This is a genomic window from Pseudomonas sp. (assembly GCF_051660785.1).
Lineage (GTDB): Bacteria > Pseudomonadota > Gammaproteobacteria > Pseudomonadales > Pseudomonadaceae > Aquipseudomonas.
Window position 1 is genome coordinate 1 of record NZ_JBOFQE010000070.1, and the last position, 15,999, is coordinate 15,999.

17 protein-coding genes are annotated in these 15,999 nt (G+C 60.2%); 4 read left to right on the forward strand and 13 right to left on the reverse strand.

Features of this window, described 5'->3' with window-relative positions; translation table 11 throughout:
* Positions 1–85 precede the first annotated feature (85 nt).
* A complete protein-coding gene (locus ACRC4F_RS18285; protein WP_438660612.1) occupies positions 86–628 on the reverse strand; it encodes a helix-turn-helix domain-containing protein in 543 nt (180 codons plus the stop codon).
* 109 nt (positions 629–737) lie between these two features.
* Between ACRC4F_RS18285 and ACRC4F_RS18290 the strand changes: the two genes are divergently transcribed.
* Both ACRC4F_RS18290 and ACRC4F_RS18295 read left to right on the forward strand, forming a co-directional pair.
* Complete coding sequence (locus ACRC4F_RS18290; RefSeq protein ID WP_438660613.1) at positions 738–1,520, forward strand: aldolase; 783 nt, start codon at positions 738–740, stop codon at positions 1,518–1,520.
* 29 nt (positions 1,521–1,549) lie between these two features.
* On the forward strand, positions 1,550–2,437 hold the full coding sequence (locus ACRC4F_RS18295; RefSeq protein WP_438660614.1) for a dihydrodipicolinate synthase family protein: 888 nt from the start codon (positions 1,550–1,552) through the stop codon (positions 2,435–2,437).
* A 143-nt stretch (positions 2,438–2,580) separates the two neighbouring features.
* Here ACRC4F_RS18295 and ACRC4F_RS18300 read toward each other — a convergent pair whose 3' ends face one another.
* The 3 genes from ACRC4F_RS18300 to ACRC4F_RS18310 form a co-directional block, all read right to left on the reverse strand.
* Positions 2,581–2,925 (reverse strand): YegP family protein, encoded by a 345-nt coding sequence (locus tag ACRC4F_RS18300; protein ID WP_438660615.1) that lies wholly within the window; start codon positions 2,923–2,925, stop codon positions 2,581–2,583.
* Between the two features lie 173 nt (positions 2,926–3,098).
* Complete coding sequence (locus ACRC4F_RS18305; protein ID WP_438660616.1) at positions 3,099–3,404, reverse strand: ribbon-helix-helix domain-containing protein; 306 nt, start codon at positions 3,402–3,404, stop codon at positions 3,099–3,101.
* Positions 3,405–3,418: 14 nt separating this feature from the next.
* Complete coding sequence (locus ACRC4F_RS18310; RefSeq protein WP_438660617.1) at positions 3,419–4,000, reverse strand: DJ-1/PfpI family protein; 582 nt, start codon at positions 3,998–4,000, stop codon at positions 3,419–3,421.
* Between the two features lie 245 nt (positions 4,001–4,245).
* Between ACRC4F_RS18310 and ACRC4F_RS18315 the strand changes: the two genes are divergently transcribed.
* On the forward strand, positions 4,246–5,151 hold the full coding sequence (locus ACRC4F_RS18315; RefSeq protein ID WP_438660618.1) for a DMT family transporter: 906 nt from the start codon (positions 4,246–4,248) through the stop codon (positions 5,149–5,151).
* 69 nt (positions 5,152–5,220) lie between these two features.
* Here ACRC4F_RS18315 and ACRC4F_RS18320 read toward each other — a convergent pair whose 3' ends face one another.
* The 4 genes from ACRC4F_RS18320 to ACRC4F_RS18335 all read right to left on the reverse strand — a co-directional run bounded on the left by ACRC4F_RS18320 (position 5,221) and on the right by ACRC4F_RS18335 (position 8,760).
* Positions 5,221–6,435, reverse strand: a complete 1,215-nt coding sequence (locus ACRC4F_RS18320) for a class I SAM-dependent methyltransferase (protein ID WP_438660619.1) — start codon at positions 6,433–6,435, stop codon at positions 5,221–5,223.
* 268 nt (positions 6,436–6,703) lie between these two features.
* Positions 6,704–7,321, reverse strand: coding sequence for a TPM domain-containing protein (locus ACRC4F_RS18325; protein ID WP_109628344.1), 618 nt, complete (start codon positions 7,319–7,321; stop codon positions 6,704–6,706).
* Positions 7,322–7,349: 28 nt separating this feature from the next.
* A complete protein-coding gene (locus ACRC4F_RS18330) occupies positions 7,350–8,105 on the reverse strand; it encodes a TPM domain-containing protein (RefSeq protein ID WP_438660620.1) in 756 nt (251 codons plus the stop codon).
* Positions 8,106–8,148: 43 nt separating this feature from the next.
* Complete coding sequence (locus tag ACRC4F_RS18335) at positions 8,149–8,760, reverse strand: LemA family protein (RefSeq protein WP_438660621.1); 612 nt, start codon at positions 8,758–8,760, stop codon at positions 8,149–8,151.
* 238 nt (positions 8,761–8,998) lie between these two features.
* Here ACRC4F_RS18335 and bglX point away from each other — a divergent pair, with 238 nt between their 5' ends.
* A complete protein-coding gene (gene bglX, locus ACRC4F_RS18340; protein ID WP_438660622.1) occupies positions 8,999–11,290 on the forward strand; it encodes a beta-glucosidase BglX in 2,292 nt (763 codons plus the stop codon).
* A gap of 132 nt (positions 11,291–11,422) precedes the next feature.
* Here bglX and ACRC4F_RS18345 read toward each other — a convergent pair whose 3' ends face one another.
* From ACRC4F_RS18345 to ACRC4F_RS18365, 5 genes are all read right to left on the reverse strand, one after another.
* Positions 11,423–12,580: a phospholipase D-like domain-containing protein gene (locus ACRC4F_RS18345; RefSeq protein WP_438660623.1), complete on the reverse strand. Its 1,158-nt coding sequence runs from the start codon at positions 12,578–12,580 to the stop codon at positions 11,423–11,425.
* A 1-nt stretch (position 12,581) separates the two neighbouring features.
* The gene (locus ACRC4F_RS18350) at positions 12,582–13,172 is read right to left on the reverse strand and encodes a YceI family protein (protein ID WP_438660624.1); all 591 of its coding nucleotides are present in this window, start codon (positions 13,170–13,172) and stop codon (positions 12,582–12,584) included.
* A gap of 239 nt (positions 13,173–13,411) precedes the next feature.
* Positions 13,412–13,741: an amidase gene (locus ACRC4F_RS18355; protein WP_438660625.1), complete on the reverse strand. Its 330-nt coding sequence runs from the start codon at positions 13,739–13,741 to the stop codon at positions 13,412–13,414.
* Positions 13,738–14,832 (reverse strand): serine hydrolase domain-containing protein, encoded by a 1,095-nt coding sequence (locus tag ACRC4F_RS18360; RefSeq protein ID WP_438660626.1) that lies wholly within the window; start codon positions 14,830–14,832, stop codon positions 13,738–13,740. Before ACRC4F_RS18360 ends, ACRC4F_RS18355 begins: the two co-directional genes overlap by 4 nt.
* A gap of 181 nt (positions 14,833–15,013) precedes the next feature.
* The gene (locus ACRC4F_RS18365; RefSeq protein ID WP_438660627.1) at positions 15,014–15,901 is read right to left on the reverse strand and encodes an acyl-CoA dehydrogenase; all 888 of its coding nucleotides are present in this window, start codon (positions 15,899–15,901) and stop codon (positions 15,014–15,016) included.
* Between the last annotated feature and the right edge of the window lie 98 nt (positions 15,902–15,999).

Genomic DNA, 15,999 nt, shown 5'->3' on the forward strand with positions numbered 1-15,999 from the left:
CTCCCACATTTGATCGCATTCCTTCTGGAGGAACTCGGTTAAATGTGGGAGCGAGCCTGCTCGCGATGGGGCCAGCCCGGTCAACTCAATCTTCAGCGCTGTGCACCACCACCAGCAACTGCGCCTGCACCTCCCCCACTGACCGTATCCGGTGCGGCTTCTGCGCATTGAAGTGCAGCGCATCCCCACGATTGAGCAGCACCCGCTCGTTCATGAAGTCCACTTCCACCTGCCCTTCGTGGACGAACAGAAACTCTTCCCCCAAGTGTTCCTTGAAGGTTTTGTCGGCGAATTCGCTCGGCGGATAAATCATGAATGGCAGCAGGCTGCGCTCGCTGACCTGATGGGCCAGCACCGCGTAGCCGGGACTTTCATCGTTGGCCGCCAGGGACTGCCGTTCGTCGCTGCGCACCAGGCTGTAGCTGTCGAGGCTGATGTTGTCTTCGGAGAACAATTCCTCGACCTTCACGTTCAACGCCTTGGCCAGTTTCAGGGCAGCCGCGATCGACGGGGTATTCAACCCGCGTTCGACTTTCGACAGGTAGCTCTTGGTCATGCCGGATTTTTCGGCCAAGGCTTCCAGTGTCACGCCAAGTTTTTTTCTCAGTAATTTCAAACGGATAGACATGAAGAACGATTAATCCATCAAGGAGGCGACGATGTGCCCTTGCCAATGACACAAAGTGTCATATAGCCTTTGTTGTGTCATTTGCATGAAACCACCCAAGGACACCGATATGGCCAAGACCTTAGCACTACCCAAAGAGCAACTGGTCAAGCAAGCGTTGACCCAGATGCAAAACACCCTGGCGGATAATACGTGGACCGACCGGCAAAAGCTGGCCCTGACCTGCCGGATTCTGTTCGAGAATGGTCACGACTCCGGCCTGGCCGGGCAAATCACCGCCCGTGGTCCTCAACCGGGCACTTACTACACTCAACAATTGGGCCTGGGTTTCGACGAGATCACCGCGAGCAACCTGCTGCTGGTCAACGAAGACCTGGAAGTGCTCGAAGGCCACGGCATGCCCAACCCGGCCAACCGTTTCCACAGTTGGGTGTACCGCGCCCGGCCTGATGTGAACTGCATCATTCACACGCACCCGACGCACATCGCGGCGCTGTCGATGCTCGAAGTGCCATTGCAGATTTCACACATGGACCTCTGCCCGCTCTACGACGATTGCGCGTTTCTCGAAGGCTGGCCGGGTGTGCCGGTCGGCAACGAAGAAGGTGATTTGATCGCCGGTGCGCTGGGCGACAAACGGGCCATCCTGCTTTCACACCACGGCCAGTTGTCCACCGGCACCACCATCGAAGAAGCCTGTGTCATCGCTCAGTTGATCGAGCGTGCGGCGAAGCTGCAACTGCTGGCGATGAGCGCCGGGACGATCAAGCCGATCCTGCCGGAGCTGGGCCGCGAAGCCCATGACTGGATTTCGAAACCCAAGCGCCACGGCGCTGCGTTCAACTACTACGCCCGGCAGAATCTGCGTCAACACGCCGATTGCCTGAACTGAACCCGATCATTTTCTAAAGGAGAGACAGCATGTCGACCCCAACCATTCACGGCATCATCGGCTACACCATCACCCCATTCACCGCCAATGGCGAAGGCGTGGATCTCGACGCGCTTGGGCGTTCCATCGACCGTTTAATCGACGGCGGCGTCCACGCCATCGCCCCGCTGGGCAGCACCGGCGAAGGCGCTTACCTGAGCGACGCGGAGTGGGATCAGGTCAGCGAGTTCAGCATCAAACATGTGGCCAAGCGCGTGCCAACCATCGTCAGCGTGTCCGACCTGACCACCGCCAAAGCCGTGCGCCGCGCGCGTTTCGCCGAAACCCACGGGGCCGATGTGGTGATGGTGCTGCCGACCTCCTACTGGAAACTCAGCGAAGCGGAAATCCTCGCCCACTACCGCGCCATCGGCGACAGCATCGGCGTGCCGATCATGCTCTACAACAACCCGGCCACCAGCGGCACCGACATGTCGGTGGACCTGATCCTGCGGATCGTCAATGCCGTGGAGAACGTGACCATGGTCAAGGAGAGCACCGGCGACATCCAGCGCATGCACAAACTGCAACTGCTGGGCGACGGTCAGGTGCCGTTCTACAACGGCTGCAATCCGTTGGCGCTGGAAGCCTTTGCCGCCGGCGCTAAAGGCTGGTGCACGGCCGCGCCGAACCTGATTCCGCAGCTCAATCTTGATTTGTATGAAGCAATATTGGCCAACGATCTGGGCAAGGCGCGGGCGTTGTTCTATCGCCAGTTGCCGGTGCTGGACTTCATCCTCAAGGGCGGGTTGCCGGCGACGATCAAGGCGGGGTTGCGTGCGACTGGATTGGAAGTGGGCGATCCGCGGTTGCCGGTGTCTCCACTGGGTGAGGCGGGTATCAGTCAGCTGCAAGACTTGTTGAAAGCATTGCGCTGATCTCGACGTTCACAAAAAACCAATGTGGGAGCTAGCCTGCTAGCGATAGCAGCCAGACATTCAACATCTTCGTCGAATGTTAAGCAGCCATCGCTAGCAGGCTAGCGCCCACAATGGATTTGTATTGGGTTTGAAAGGTGTGGTCAAAGCACCGGCAAGGTCTTGTCCTTGATCACGGTGGTTGGCCCGTTGGCCTTGACGCTGGCGATGCCTTTATCCATTGCGCCAGTGGAAGCGTAGGTCTCGCTGCTGCCGATGATTTCGTGGTTGCCGGCTTTGAGGTTGAAGTAAGGATGGCCATCCTTGGTGGTTTTCTTTTCGTAGCGTTCATCCAGCGGGCTGTTCTTCTGCACCGAAGCAATGCCGTTGTCGGCAGCGCCGCGAGTGGTGTACAGCTCACTGGTCAGAATGGTTTCAGCGTTGGCGGCTTTCAGTACAAACCTGAACTGACCATTACTGCTTTTGCTCACTTCGTACCATCCGGACATGCTCTTTCTCCTTGGCAATTGAGAGGTTTCGCGCTTCAGAGTAAAGACCAGCTCGGGGCATCTGTCGCCTGTAATACCGCCATCGCGAGCAGGCTCGCTCCCACAGGTGAACGCATTCCAATGTGGGAGCGAGCCTGCTCGCGATGAGGCCGGTAAGGTCAGCGCAAAATCACCTACTTCAACACCGTCCGCACCACCGACAACTCCGGCGCAATCACCCGCCGCTGACTCAAATACCGCGTACAACTCACCCGCAAGAACGAAGCAAAATTCACCACTTCCCCACGGTAATCCATCACCTCTTCATACAGCTTGGCGATCAACTGGTTGGTGGTCATGCCGTCGACCTCGGCGATTTCGCTGAGGATGTCCCAGAACTGATTCTCCAGCCGCAAAGTGGTGACCACCCCGCAGATGCGCAGCGAGCGGGAGCGCGATTCGTAGAGAATCGGATCGGCTTTGACGTAGAGCTCGCACATGAAAAAGTCCCTCGTTACAACGTGATTTTGGTGCCCAGCAACCCGAGGAAACCGGCGAGCCAGCTCGGGTGCGCCGGCCAGGCCGGAGCAGTGGCCAGATTGCCTTGTACGTGACCTTCCGTCACCGGGATATCGATGAACGTACCGCCCGCCAGGCGCACTTCAGGGGCACACGCCGGGTAAGCGCTGCACTCGCGACCTTCGAGAATCCCCGCGGCCGCCAGCAGTTGCGCACCATGACACACGGCGGCGATCGGCTTGCCGGCCTTGTCGAACGCGCGCACCAGGTCGAGGACTTTTTCGTTCAGGCGCAGGTACTCCGGCGCACGACCGCCGGGGATCAGCAGCGCGTCGTAGTCGGCTTCAGCTGCCTTGGCGAAATCGAAGTTCAACGCGAACAGGTGGCCGGGTTTTTCGCTGTAGGTCTGGTCGCCTTCGAAGTCGTGAATGGCCGTGCGCACGGTCTGGCCGGCGGACTTGTCCGGGCAAACGGCGTGCACCGTGTGCCCGACCATCAGCAGCGCCTGGAACGGCACCATCACTTCGTAGTCTTCGACGTAATCGCCGACCAGCATCAGGATTTTCTTGGCAGCCATGGGGAGGACTCCTCTGGGAAAGACGTGGGCCTGCAGGAGTATTCAAGGTAGTCCTTATCTGAGGGGGCGGGTAATAACCGGGTACTACGGACAATGAGCTTTTGTGGCGAGGGAGCTTGCTCCCTCGCCACAGGGACCGCACTCAACTGTACGGATAACTCTGCGCCTAGCTGTAACAGAGCAATCCCCGCCGTTTATGGCTAGATGAAGACTCTTCCCGCCACCCTAGATTCTGGTCCCCCATCATGTCCTCGCGCGAAAACACCGGCATGGCCCTCGGCCTGCTGGGCGTTGTGATCTTCAGCCTCACCCTGCCCTTCACGCGGATCGTCGTGCAGGAACTTCATCCGCTGCTCAACGGCCTGGGTCGGGCGCTGTTTGCGGCGGTGCCGGCGGCGATGCTGTTGCTGTGGCGTCGGGAAAAATGGCCGACCTGGAAACAGGTCAAAGGCCTGACGCTGGTGATCGCGGGCGTGATCCTTGGCTTCCCGGTGTTGTCGGCTTGGGCGATGCAAACCTTGCCGGCGTCCCATGGGGCGCTGGTCAACGGCTTGCAGCCGCTGTGCGTCGCGCTGTACGCCGCGTGGCTGTCCCATGAACGACCGTCGAAGGCTTTCTGGGCCTGTGCCGCATTGGGCAGTGCGCTGGTGCTGGGTTATGCGCTGATCAGCGGCGCCGGCAGCATTCAGGCCGGTGATTTGCTGATGCTCGGGGCGATTGCCGTGGGCGGTCTGGGTTATGCCGAAGGCGGCCGCTTGGCCAAGGAGATGGGCGGTTGGCAGGTGATCTGCTGGGCATTGGTGCTGTCGACGCCGTTGCTGATCGGGCCAGTGGTGTATCTGGCGCTGCAACATCAAGGTGAGATTTCGGCCAAGACCTGGTGGGCGTTTGGTTATGTTTCGCTGTTCTCGCAATTCATCGGGTTCTTCGCCTGGTACGCCGGGCTGGCGATGGGTGGCATTGCCCGGGTCAGTCAGATCCAGCTGTTGCAGATCTTCTTCACTATCGCGTTTTCGGCATTGTTCTTTGGTGAACACATCGAGCCGATCACCTGGCTGTTTGCCGCTGGGGTGATCGTGACGGTGATGCTGGGCCGCAAAACGGCAGTCAAATCTCATGTGGGAGCTAGCCTGCTGGCGAAGGGGCCGTAACATTCAACAGTTATGCTGAATGTAGAACCGCCATCGCTAGCAGGCTAGCTCCCACAGGATCGCAGGGAGTTAGAGGTAGCCGTCGGCTCGGAGCAGGGTTTCGAGGCAGTGGTCGGTGATCTGGTAGAAATCCTTGAGTTCCTGAATCTTCACCAACAGCTGGGCCGGGTCCACCGGCTCGGCGCGTTTGACCGCCAGAATCATTTTGTTCTTGTTGGTGTGGTCCAGTGAGATGAATTCAAACACCTTGGTTTCGTAACCACAGGCCTCCAGGAACAGCGCACGCAAGCTGTCGGTAACCATTTCCGCTTGCTGACCCAGATGCAGACCGTATTGCAGCATCGGCTTGAGCAGCGCCGGGCTCTGGATTTGCAGGCGGATCTGTTTGTGGCAGCACGGCGAGCACATGATGATCGAGGCGCCGGAACGGATGCCGGTGTGGATCGCATAGTCGGTGGCGATGTCGCAGGCGTGCAGCGCGATCATCACGTCCAGCTCGCTCGGCGCGACGCTGCGCACGTCACCGCACTTGAACACCAGCCCCGGATGTTCAAGCTTTGCAGCGGCGGCATTGCAAAGGTCGACCATTTCTTCACGCAACTCGACGCCGGTCACCACGCCTTCGGCCTTCAAGGTGTTGCGCAGGTAGTCGTGGATCGCGAAGGTCAGGTAACCCTTGCCCGAGCCGAAATCCGCTACTTGCACTGGCTTGTCCAGCGCCAGCGGCGAAGTGGTCAGCGCATGGCTGAAGACTTCGATGAACTTGTTGATCTGCTTCCACTTGCGCGACATCGCCGGGATCAGCTCGTGCTTGCTGTTGGTCACACCGAGGTCGGCGAGGAACGGCCGGCTCAGGTCGAGGAAGCGGTGTTTCTCGCGGTTGTGTTCAGCGGACGGCACTTCACGCAATTGCTGAGGTTTGCTCTTGAACAGCGAAGACTTGCCCTTTTTGCTGTATTCGAGCTGGGCTTCGTCAGTCAACGACAGCAAATGCGCATTTTTGAACGAGGCAGGCAAAAGTGCGGCGATGGTTGCCACGCCCTCGGCAAGCGGCAGGTTCTTGGTGATGTCGCGGGTCTTGTAGCGGTAGACGAAGGACAGGCAGGGCTGATCCTTGACCGTCAGCTGCTTGATGATCAGCCGCTGTAAATCCGCTTCGGTGCCGACGTACTTGGCCAGGACCAGTTTGATGAAGGCATTCTGGTCGAGGCTGGTTTGCAGCAGGTCGATGAACTGGGCGTGGTGATCCGGCGCGAGGCTGGCGGGAGTGGCGGTGACAGACATGAAAAAACGGCCTCGGGCGGAGCGAATCGGGGAATGGCGGGTATTTTAGGGGGGATGGGGGTTTGGGACACGCAGTTATTTGCCGAACGGTTTGAAAACCACCCCTCACCCCAGCCCTCTCCCCATGGGGGAGAGGGGGAAAGGGAGCCGATCTCCAGCGCTTTGAAGGTATGAGTTCAACCCAATTTCCCCGGTCGCAAAATATCCAAAGAACGACTCGGTCAGTCCCCTCGCCCCTCGGGGAGAGGGTTAGGGTGAGAGGGGCTTTTTATCCCAACACCACCAACCGATTCGGCAACTCATTCCTCACATGCGTCACCGGCACATGCACTTTCAGCAATTCACCACACGCTTCCACACACGTCACAAATCCCTGCAACGTCTGGCCCTGCTTCACTTGTTGAGTAAACGCCGCAACGATCGCATCCCAGTTCTTGTTGTCCAGCCGCTTGGAAATCCCTTCGTCCACCAGAATTTCCACATAACGCTCAGCCTCGCAGACAAAAATCAGCATCCCGGTGCTGCCTACCGTGTGGTGCAGGTTCTGCTCCAGGAACTGCCGGCGCGCCAGGTTGGAGGCGCGCCAATGGCGCACCGAGCGCGGGATCAAGTGGGTGGTGACTTTCGGAATGCGGAACACCAGGCACAGCACGATGAAGCTGATCCATTGCACCAGCAGCAGGCTGTGCATGGTCAGCCAGCCTGTCAGGTAATGCACGACACCCGGCACCACCAGCGCCAGCAGACTGGCCCACAGCAGCGGGATGTACGCATAGTCGTCGGCACGGGCCGCGAGCACCGTCACCAGTTCGGCGTCGGTGTCGCGCTCGACCCGGGCAATCGCCTCGGCGACTTTGCGTTGTTCGTGTTCAGTCAGTAATGCCATGTTTAACAGTGCTCGCTCATTATTATTCTCACCAGCCGCCCGACGAACCGCCGCCCCCGAAACTGCCGCCGCCACCGCTGAAGCCCCCGCCTCCACCGCCGCCGCCAAAACCTCCCCCGCCGAAACCGCCGCCCGAATGGCCTCGACCACCGCCGCCACTGGGCAGGATCCCGAGCATCTGGCAGACAAAAATCGTCAGGATGAACAGCATCACCAGAAACACGAACACGCCCGGATGACGCGACAGGAAATCGTCGCCCTCATCCCCGCGCGGCTCGTAAACCGTCGACGGCTCATCCAGCGGGTTGCCGCCCAACACCACCAGCATCGCCGCGACCCCGTCGCTGATGCCTTTGCTGAAGTTGCCGGTTTTAAACGCCGGCGTGATCACCTGGTTGATGATCACCGAACTCTGCGCGTCGGTCAGGCGATCTTCCAGGCCGTAACCGACTTCAATGCGCAATTTGCGATCATCGCGCGCAACGATCAACAACGCGCCGTTGTTCTTGTCCTTTTGCCCGATACCCCAGGCTCGACCAAGTTGATAGCCGAAGTCGGCAATGTCGGTGCCTTGCAAGTTCGGCAACGTCACCACGACCAATTGCTCGCCAGTGGCTTTTTCATGAGCCTGGAGTTGTTGCGTCAGCTGCTCGCGCACCGACGGCTCGATCATCTGGGCGTTATCGACCACCCGCCCGGTCAATTGCGGAAACGTCAGCTCGGCCTGAGCCGCCAGGGCAAACACCCACAAAAACAGCACCAGGCCCACTTTCAACACGCGCATTGGCAACCTCATCCGTGGTGATGCTTCGAACCTGTCCCGGTGCTTACTGGAACTTCACTTCAGGCGCTTTTTCGGCGCCGGGGCTGGTGGCCTCGAAGGTTTCGCGAATCGGCAAATCGCTGTACATCACGGTGTGCCACAGGCGACCCGGGAAGGTGCGGATTTCGGTGTTGTACTTCTGCACCGCGAGGATAAAGTCGCGACGCGCCACGGCGATGCGGTTCTCGGTGCCTTCGAGCTGCGATTGCAACGCGAGGAAATTCTGGTTGGCCTTGAGGTCCGGGTAACGCTCGGACACCACCATCAAGCGGCTCAAGGCACCGGTCAACTGATCCTGCGCCTGCTGGAACTGCTTGAGTTTTTCCGGGTTGTCCAGGGTGCTGGCATCCACCTGGATCGAAGTCGCCTTGGCCCGGGCTTCGATCACCGCGGTCAGGGTCTCTTCTTCATGTCTGGCGTAGCCCTTGACGATTTCCACCAGATTGGGGATCAGGTCGGCGCGACGCTGGTACTGATTCTGCACCTGCCCCCAGGCGGCCTTGGCCTGTTCGTCGAGGGTCGGAATGTTGTTGATGCCGCAGCCGGCCAACAGTGTGGTGAGCAACATCAACGCTGCAACCTGCAGGCTCGAACGATAGTGGTGTCGTACATTCATCTGGTTGACGCTCCCTTGCACATTCCGTTGAAAAACAACCAGCGACCTTCTGACCGGTCTCTTGGGGCATAATCTGCCGCCGCCACTGGATTGCATCGAGCCAATGGGCTAAAAGATGCCCCAGCGCAAAAAACACTGCAGAAGTGTGCTGCATTTACATGAACAACAATAGTCGCTCCCTAAATTTTGGCTGACCGGCGCGTATTCACTGCCGTTTAGGCTTTTGAGAAAACCATTCATGAAGAAGCTGTGTTTGCTGGGCCTGTTCGTCAGCCTGGCCAGTCATACCGTATTGGCCGCCACGACGCCCGCACCTCTGGAAAACAAGGACGCTTTCATCACTGACCTGATGAAGCAGATGACCCTCGATGAAAAGATCGGCCAGTTGCGCCTGATCAGCATCGGCCCGGAAATGCCTCGGGAGATGATTCGCAAGGAAATCGCCGCCGGCAACATCGGCGGCACGTTCAACTCGATCACGCGCCCGGAAAACCGTCCGATGCAGGACGCGGCCATGCGCAGCCGGTTGAAGATCCCGATGTTCTTCGCCTATGACGTGATCCACGGTCACCGAACGATTTTCCCAATCCCGATTGCCCTCGCCTCGAGCTGGGACATGGACGCCATCGGCCTGTCCGGGCGCATTGCCGCCAAGGAAGCCGCAGCGGACAGCCTCGACATCACCTTCGCGCCAATGGTCGACATTTCCCGCGACCCGCGTTGGGGCCGCACCTCCGAAGGCTTCGGCGAAGACACGTACCTTGTGTCGCGCATTGCCGGCGTCATGGTCCGGGCCTTCCAGGGCACCGGCGCGAACGCGGCCGACAGCATCATGGCCAGCGTCAAGCACTTTGCCTTGTACGGCGCAGTCGAGGGCGGTCGCGACTACAACGTCGTCGACATGAGCCCGGTCAAAATGTACCAGGACTACCTGCCACCGTACCGCGCCGCCATCGACGCGGGCGCGGGGGGTGTTATGGTCGCGCTGAACTCGATCAACGGCGTGCCGGCCACCGCCAACACCTGGCTGATGAATGACCTGTTGCGCAAGGAATGGGGCTTCAAGGGCCTGGCAGTCAGCGACCACGGGGCGATTTTCGAGCTGATCAAGCACGGCGTTGCCGCTGACGGTCGCGAAGCCGCGAAGCTGGCGATCAAGGCCGGCATCGACATGAGCATGAACGACACCCTGTACGGCAAAGAGCTGCCAGGGCTGTTGAAGGCTGGCGAGATCGACCAGAAAGACATCGATAACGCCGTGCGTGAAGTGCTTGCCGCCAAGTACGACATGGGCCTGTTCAAGGACCCGTACCTGCGCATCGGCAAGGCTGAAGATGATCCGGCCGACACCTACGCCGAAAGCCGTCTGCACCGCGCCGAGGCCCGTGATGTGGCGCGTCGCAGCCTGGTGTTGCTGAAGAACCAGGGTGAAACCCTGCCGCTGAAGAAGACCGCGAAAATCGCCCTGGTCGGTCCATTGGCCAAGGCGCCGATCGACATGATGGGCAGTTGGGCCGCTGCCGGTAAGCCTGCGCAATCGGTGACGCTGTTCGACGGCATGACCAGCGCATTGGGCGCGCAATCGACGCTGATCTACGCCCGCGGCGCCAACATCACCAGCGACAAGAAGGTGCTGGATTACCTTAACTTCCTCAACTTCGATGCACCGGAAGTGGTGGATGATCCGCGTTCGGCCCAAGTGCTGATCGACGAAGCGGTGAAGGCTGCCAATGACGCTGATGTTGTCGTTGCAGCGGTCGGTGAATCCCGAGGCATGTCCCACGAATCGTCCAGCCGCACCGACCTGAACATCCCTTCCAACCAGCGCGACCTGATCAAGGCGCTGAAAGCCACCGGCAAACCGCTGGTGCTGGTGTTGATGAACGGCCGTCCGCTGTCGATTCTCGAAGAGAAAGACCAGGCTGACGCGATTCTGGAAACCTGGTTCAGCGGCACCGAAGGCGGCAACGCCATCGCCGACGTACTGTTCGGCGACTACAACCCGTCGGGCAAACTGCCGATCACCTTCCCGCGTTCGGTGGGTCAGATTCCGACCTACTACAACCACCTGAGCATTGGCCGGCCGTTCACGCCGGGCAAACCGGGCAACTACACCTCGCAGTATTTCGATGACACCACCGGTCCCCTGTTCCCGTTCGGTTTCGGCCTGAGCTACACCGACTTCAGCCTGACCGACATGGCGTTGTCGTCGACCACGCTGAACAAGACCGGCAAGCTCGACGCCAGCGTGATGGTGAAAAACACCGGCAAGCGTGACGGCGAAACCGTGGTGCAGTTGTACATCCAGGACGTGACCGGCTCGATGATCCGTCCGGTCAAGGAACTGAAGAACTTCCAGAAAATCACGCTGAAGGCCGGCGAACAGAAAGTCGTGCACTTCACCATTACCGAGGACGACCTGAAGTTCTTCAATGCCCAGCTCAAGTACGCAGCGGAGCCAGGCAAATTCAACGTGCAGATCGGCCTGGATTCCCAGGACGTGACGCAGCAGAGCTTTGAACTCCTGTAATTTTTTCAAACACCGCAAAAACCTGTGGGAGCGAGCCTGCTCGCGATAGCGGCCTGACATTCAACATAGATGCTGAATGTGATGGCCTCATCGCGAGCAGGCTCGCTCCCACAGTTGTTTTTGGGGTGACGATTATCCGCGGCGATCCAGCAGGTTCACCACCAACCGATCCACCCATCCCCAAACCCGTTGCTTGACCCGCCGCCACAGCGGTCGGCATTGCCATGCCTCAAGGCTGACTTCCAGGCTCTGCGCAAAGTCCTTATCGAAACTCGCCACCACGGCCCGCGTCAGGCCCGGGTCCAGCGCTTCGAGGTTGGCTTCCAGATTGAAGCGCAGATTCCAGTGATCGAAATTGCACGAGCCAATGCTCACCCAATCATCGATCAGGACCATTTTCAGGTGCAGGAAACACGGCTGGTATTCGAAGATTTTCACCCCGGACTTAAGCAGGCGCGGGTAGTAACGATGCCCGGCGTAGCGCACCGACGGGTGATCGGTGCGCGGCCCGGTCAGCAGCAAGCGCACGTCGACGCCTCGGCCGGCGGCTCTGCGCAACGAGCGGCGGACTTTCCAGGTCGGCAGAAAGTACGGCGTGGCCAGCCAGATACGGCGCTGGCCGCTGTTCAGCGCACGGATCAGCGATTGCAGGATGTCGCGATGCTGGCGGGCGTCGGCATAGGCCACCCGGCCCATGCCCTCGCCCGTGGACGGCACGCGTGGCAGCCGCGGCAGGCCGAAGTGCGATGCGGGTTTCCAGGCGCGGCGATGGCGGTTGGCGATCCATTGCCGATCGAACAGCAGTTGCCAGTCGATGACCAGGGGGCCGGTGATTTCCACCATCACTTCATGCCATTCGCTGGTGTCTTCGCCCGGCGTCCAGAACTCATCGGTAACACCGGTACCACCGACGACAGCCAGGGTTTGATCCACCAGCAACAGCTTGCGGTGATCGCGGTAGAAGTTACCCACCCAGCGCCGCCAGCTCAGGCGATTATAAAAACGCAGCTCCACGCCCGCGGCCATCAGGCGCTGACGCAAGGTCAGGGTGAACGCGAGACTGCCGTAGTCATCGAACAGGCAGCGCACGCGAACACCGCGTTCGGCTGCTTGCACCAGCGCTTGCACCATGGCCTCGGCGCAAGCGCCCGCCTCCACCAGGTACAACTCCAGCTCGACCTGTTCTTCGGCGCGGGCAATCGCGACCAACATGCGCGGGAAGAACTGCGGACCGTCGATCAGCAGTTCGAAGTGGTTGCCTTCACGCCAGGGGAAAATCGCACCGGCCATGTCAGCGCGCCGTGAAAATCAGTACCGCACCCACCGGCACCGACAGACTGATGGCCGACAAGCCGGCGACCTTGCGCAAACGTTCCAGGCCCGGTGCCAGATCGAAGTCTTCGGCATTGATGACCACCGGTTCCAGGGTCACCACCTGGAAGCGCCGGTCATCGAGACGGGTCGCCAGCAGCTCGGCGTTGTATTCGCGGGTTTTCCCGTGAAGGTTGACGGTCAGCGGCAAGCGCAACTCCAGCTGGGCACCGGGCGCAAGGTCGTTGATCGGGCGCAGATCGATTTGCGCGGTGATCAGGGCTTCGGGGAATGTCTGGATCTCGAACAGCTCCTTGCGCATGCGTTCGTCACGCAGCGGAATGCCGCTGTTCACCGATTCCATCTCGACTTCCACCTCGGCCAGGCCTTTGGGACTGACCTTGCCGTGCAGCACCAGAAAGCGCTGCACTTCAGAGATGTTGGCGTTTTTGGTGCTGACGAACGACAGCCGCGAGGACTCGCCGTCGAGGTACCAATTGGCCTGGGCCGATAGCGAGGCGCCGGCCAGCATCAGGAAGGCGAGGGTTTTGGAGAGGGACCGCTTGAACATAGAGACTCGTGCTGAAAATAAACGTGCATGAACCTTAACCGCCCGTGAGCCAGATGCAAACTGTCCATCACTGACACCGGACTATTGTGGCGAGGGGGTTTACCCCCGTTCGGCAGCGCAGCAGTCGTAAAACCTGAAAACACGGTCTGACTGATAAATCGAATGGGGCCGCTTCGCGACCCAACGGGGGTAAACCCCCTCGCCACAACAGCCCTACAGCACAAGAAATTTCAGCGCACTTAGGGTAGCAGGCGGCAGCCTTGGTGTTCGCCGATCCATTGCGCGCTGTTGCTGCGGCCCATGCCGCTGACGGTCACGCGTTTGCTGCCGGGGTCATCGGTGAACCCGCTGGTGGGCAGCCACTGTTTCACATAGCTGTGGCAGTACTCGGTTTGATTGCCCATCACATACCGGCACGAGCAATACTCCTTGGCGGTGTAGGCGCTGATGATGTCCGGGAACGCCCACAGCGCCACCCGCTCCTGCCAGATCCATCCAGGCAAGGCGACCAGCAATACCAGCAACAGCGTGCTGAAGGGTCGACGACGTACAAAACTGCGGCGGCTCATGGCTGCACCTTCCCGGCAAATGCCTTGAGCGCAAGCTTGAGCAACTCGTTGTGCTGGTAGCGCTCATCGCGGTCATCGCCGTAACGCACGATCACCAGGTTTTCGCTGGGGATCACGTACATCGCCTGACCCCAATGACCCAGTGCGGCAAAGGTGTCGGCAGGCGCATCAGGCCAGGGTCGGACGGCACCGTCCACCGCACGGTTGAGCCACCAATGACCGCCGGGAACCGCATCGTCCTGATTGGCTTGATAGCGGGCGAAGGGCTCACGGTTGAAGGCGACCCAGTCTTTGGGCAGCAGTTGTCGATCCCCCCAGCGACCGTCGCGCGCCATCAACAGACCGACGCGCGCCAGGTCCCGGGCGGTCAGGTAGGCATATGAGGAAGCGACGAAGGTGCCGGTGGCATCGGTTTCCCAGACGGCTTGGCGAATCCCCAGCGGCTCGAACAGCGCTGTCCATGGGTAGTCCGGATAACGTGCCGGGCCGACGATGTTTTTCAGCGCTGCGGACAACAGGTTTGTGTCACCGCTGGAATAGCGAAAGGCCTGACCTGGCCGCGCGTATTCGTCGTGATCGGCGGTGAACGCCGCCATGTCGTGATGACCACGGGTGTAGAGCATGGCCACCACCGAGGACTTCAACGGTGCGTATTCGTAGTCTTCCTGCCAGTCCAGGCCTGAGGCCCAGTGCAGCAGGTCGGCCAGGGTGATCGCCGGGTGTTTTGCCAGCGGCGGATAAAACTTCAGCGCCGGGTCCTGGAGTTTGAAAAGGCCTTCGCCATAGGCGACACCGAGGACCGTGGCCATCAGACTTTTGCTGATGGACCAGGTCAGGTGGGGAGTGTCGGCTTTGGTCGAGCCGGCGTAGCGTTCGTAGATTAATTGGCCGTCGCGGATCACCAGCAAGGCATCGGTGCGGACGCCTTGTCGGGTGGTGTCGTCGCGGAGTGGGAAGGCGTAGGTTTCCAGGGCTTGAAGTGCTGGGCCGGTGACCGTCGAAGCGGTCGACCATTGCTCGGCGGGCCAGGTTTCGGCGTAGGCCGTGAGGCTGAGCAACAGCATGAAAGTCAGGGACAAGCCTTTGAACATGGCGGGGGCTCGGAGGGATTGGCTTGGTGAGCCTAGTCGAGGTTGATGACAGTTTTGGATTTGTGTTGCCAGTGATGCGGCCATCGCGAGCAGGCTCGCTCCCACAGTGATTGTGTGTTGCTCACCATCTGTGTCACACCACCGCCTCCTGTGGGAGCGAGCCTGCTCGCGATGAGGCCGGTCAACTCAGCGAAGATCCCGCGAGTGCTTTGGCCAACCGCTTCCCCCGCGCCCCCGCCGCCAAATCCATCACCGTCTGATCGCGCTGCCACATCGTCGCCCAGTGTGTCGGTCCATCGGCCAATGCCTGATTGATCTCAACCTTGAGCCCGTCGAACTGCGCAAACAATCCCCCCAGCAGGATATGCCCGGCCAGATTGTTCGGCGCCTGCCGACTGACTTCCGCGCACCCGGCCAGCAGCGCCAGCAAGCGCAGTTGCAGGGCTTGCGGCCAGTCACTGTCCTGCCCCACCCCGTACAGCCACGCCGTCATCGCGCTCAGTACATAAATGTCTTCCAGCGTGCGAAACGGTTTGACGTAGGCATCCCAGCCATCCCCCGCCAGCAATTCACACTGGGCATTTTCCAGAAACAACCGACCGTGGCTAATGTCCGGCATCAACGGGATCGCCGGGAGTTTCTCCAGGCGCACGCCCGGTTCACCGGGATAGACCACCGCCAGACTCAGCCGCGGGCTTTCGCCGGGCGCCTCACTGCGCGCGGCGATCAGTAGCCAGTCGGCTGCATCGCCAGCAGTGACGAAATCCTTGCGCCCGCTCACGCGCAAATCGCTCAGGCGGGTCTGCATGTCCGCCACTCGCAGACTGCGCTGTTCGGTGGCACACATCGCACCGAGGCTCAGCGGCGCGCTCGGCCAGAGCATGCGCAACGCCGCCTGATACCCCACCAGAAACGCCAGCCCCGGCGTCGCCATCAACCGCCCGCCGACCACCGCCAGTTCGAAGGGCGTGACCGTGCCCAACGTGTGCAACAAGGTCGCGAAACCCTCCGCCAGGTCCGGGTTGGCGGGCAGGCGATCGCAGCGGTTTAACAGGTTTTGCCAGGGCATAAGAGGCTCCTTGTGGGCTGTCATATAAGCATCACCAAAGCTTCATGGCGATGACACCGGGGCTACATAGCCTGACTTTGCACAACACGGCTGCATAA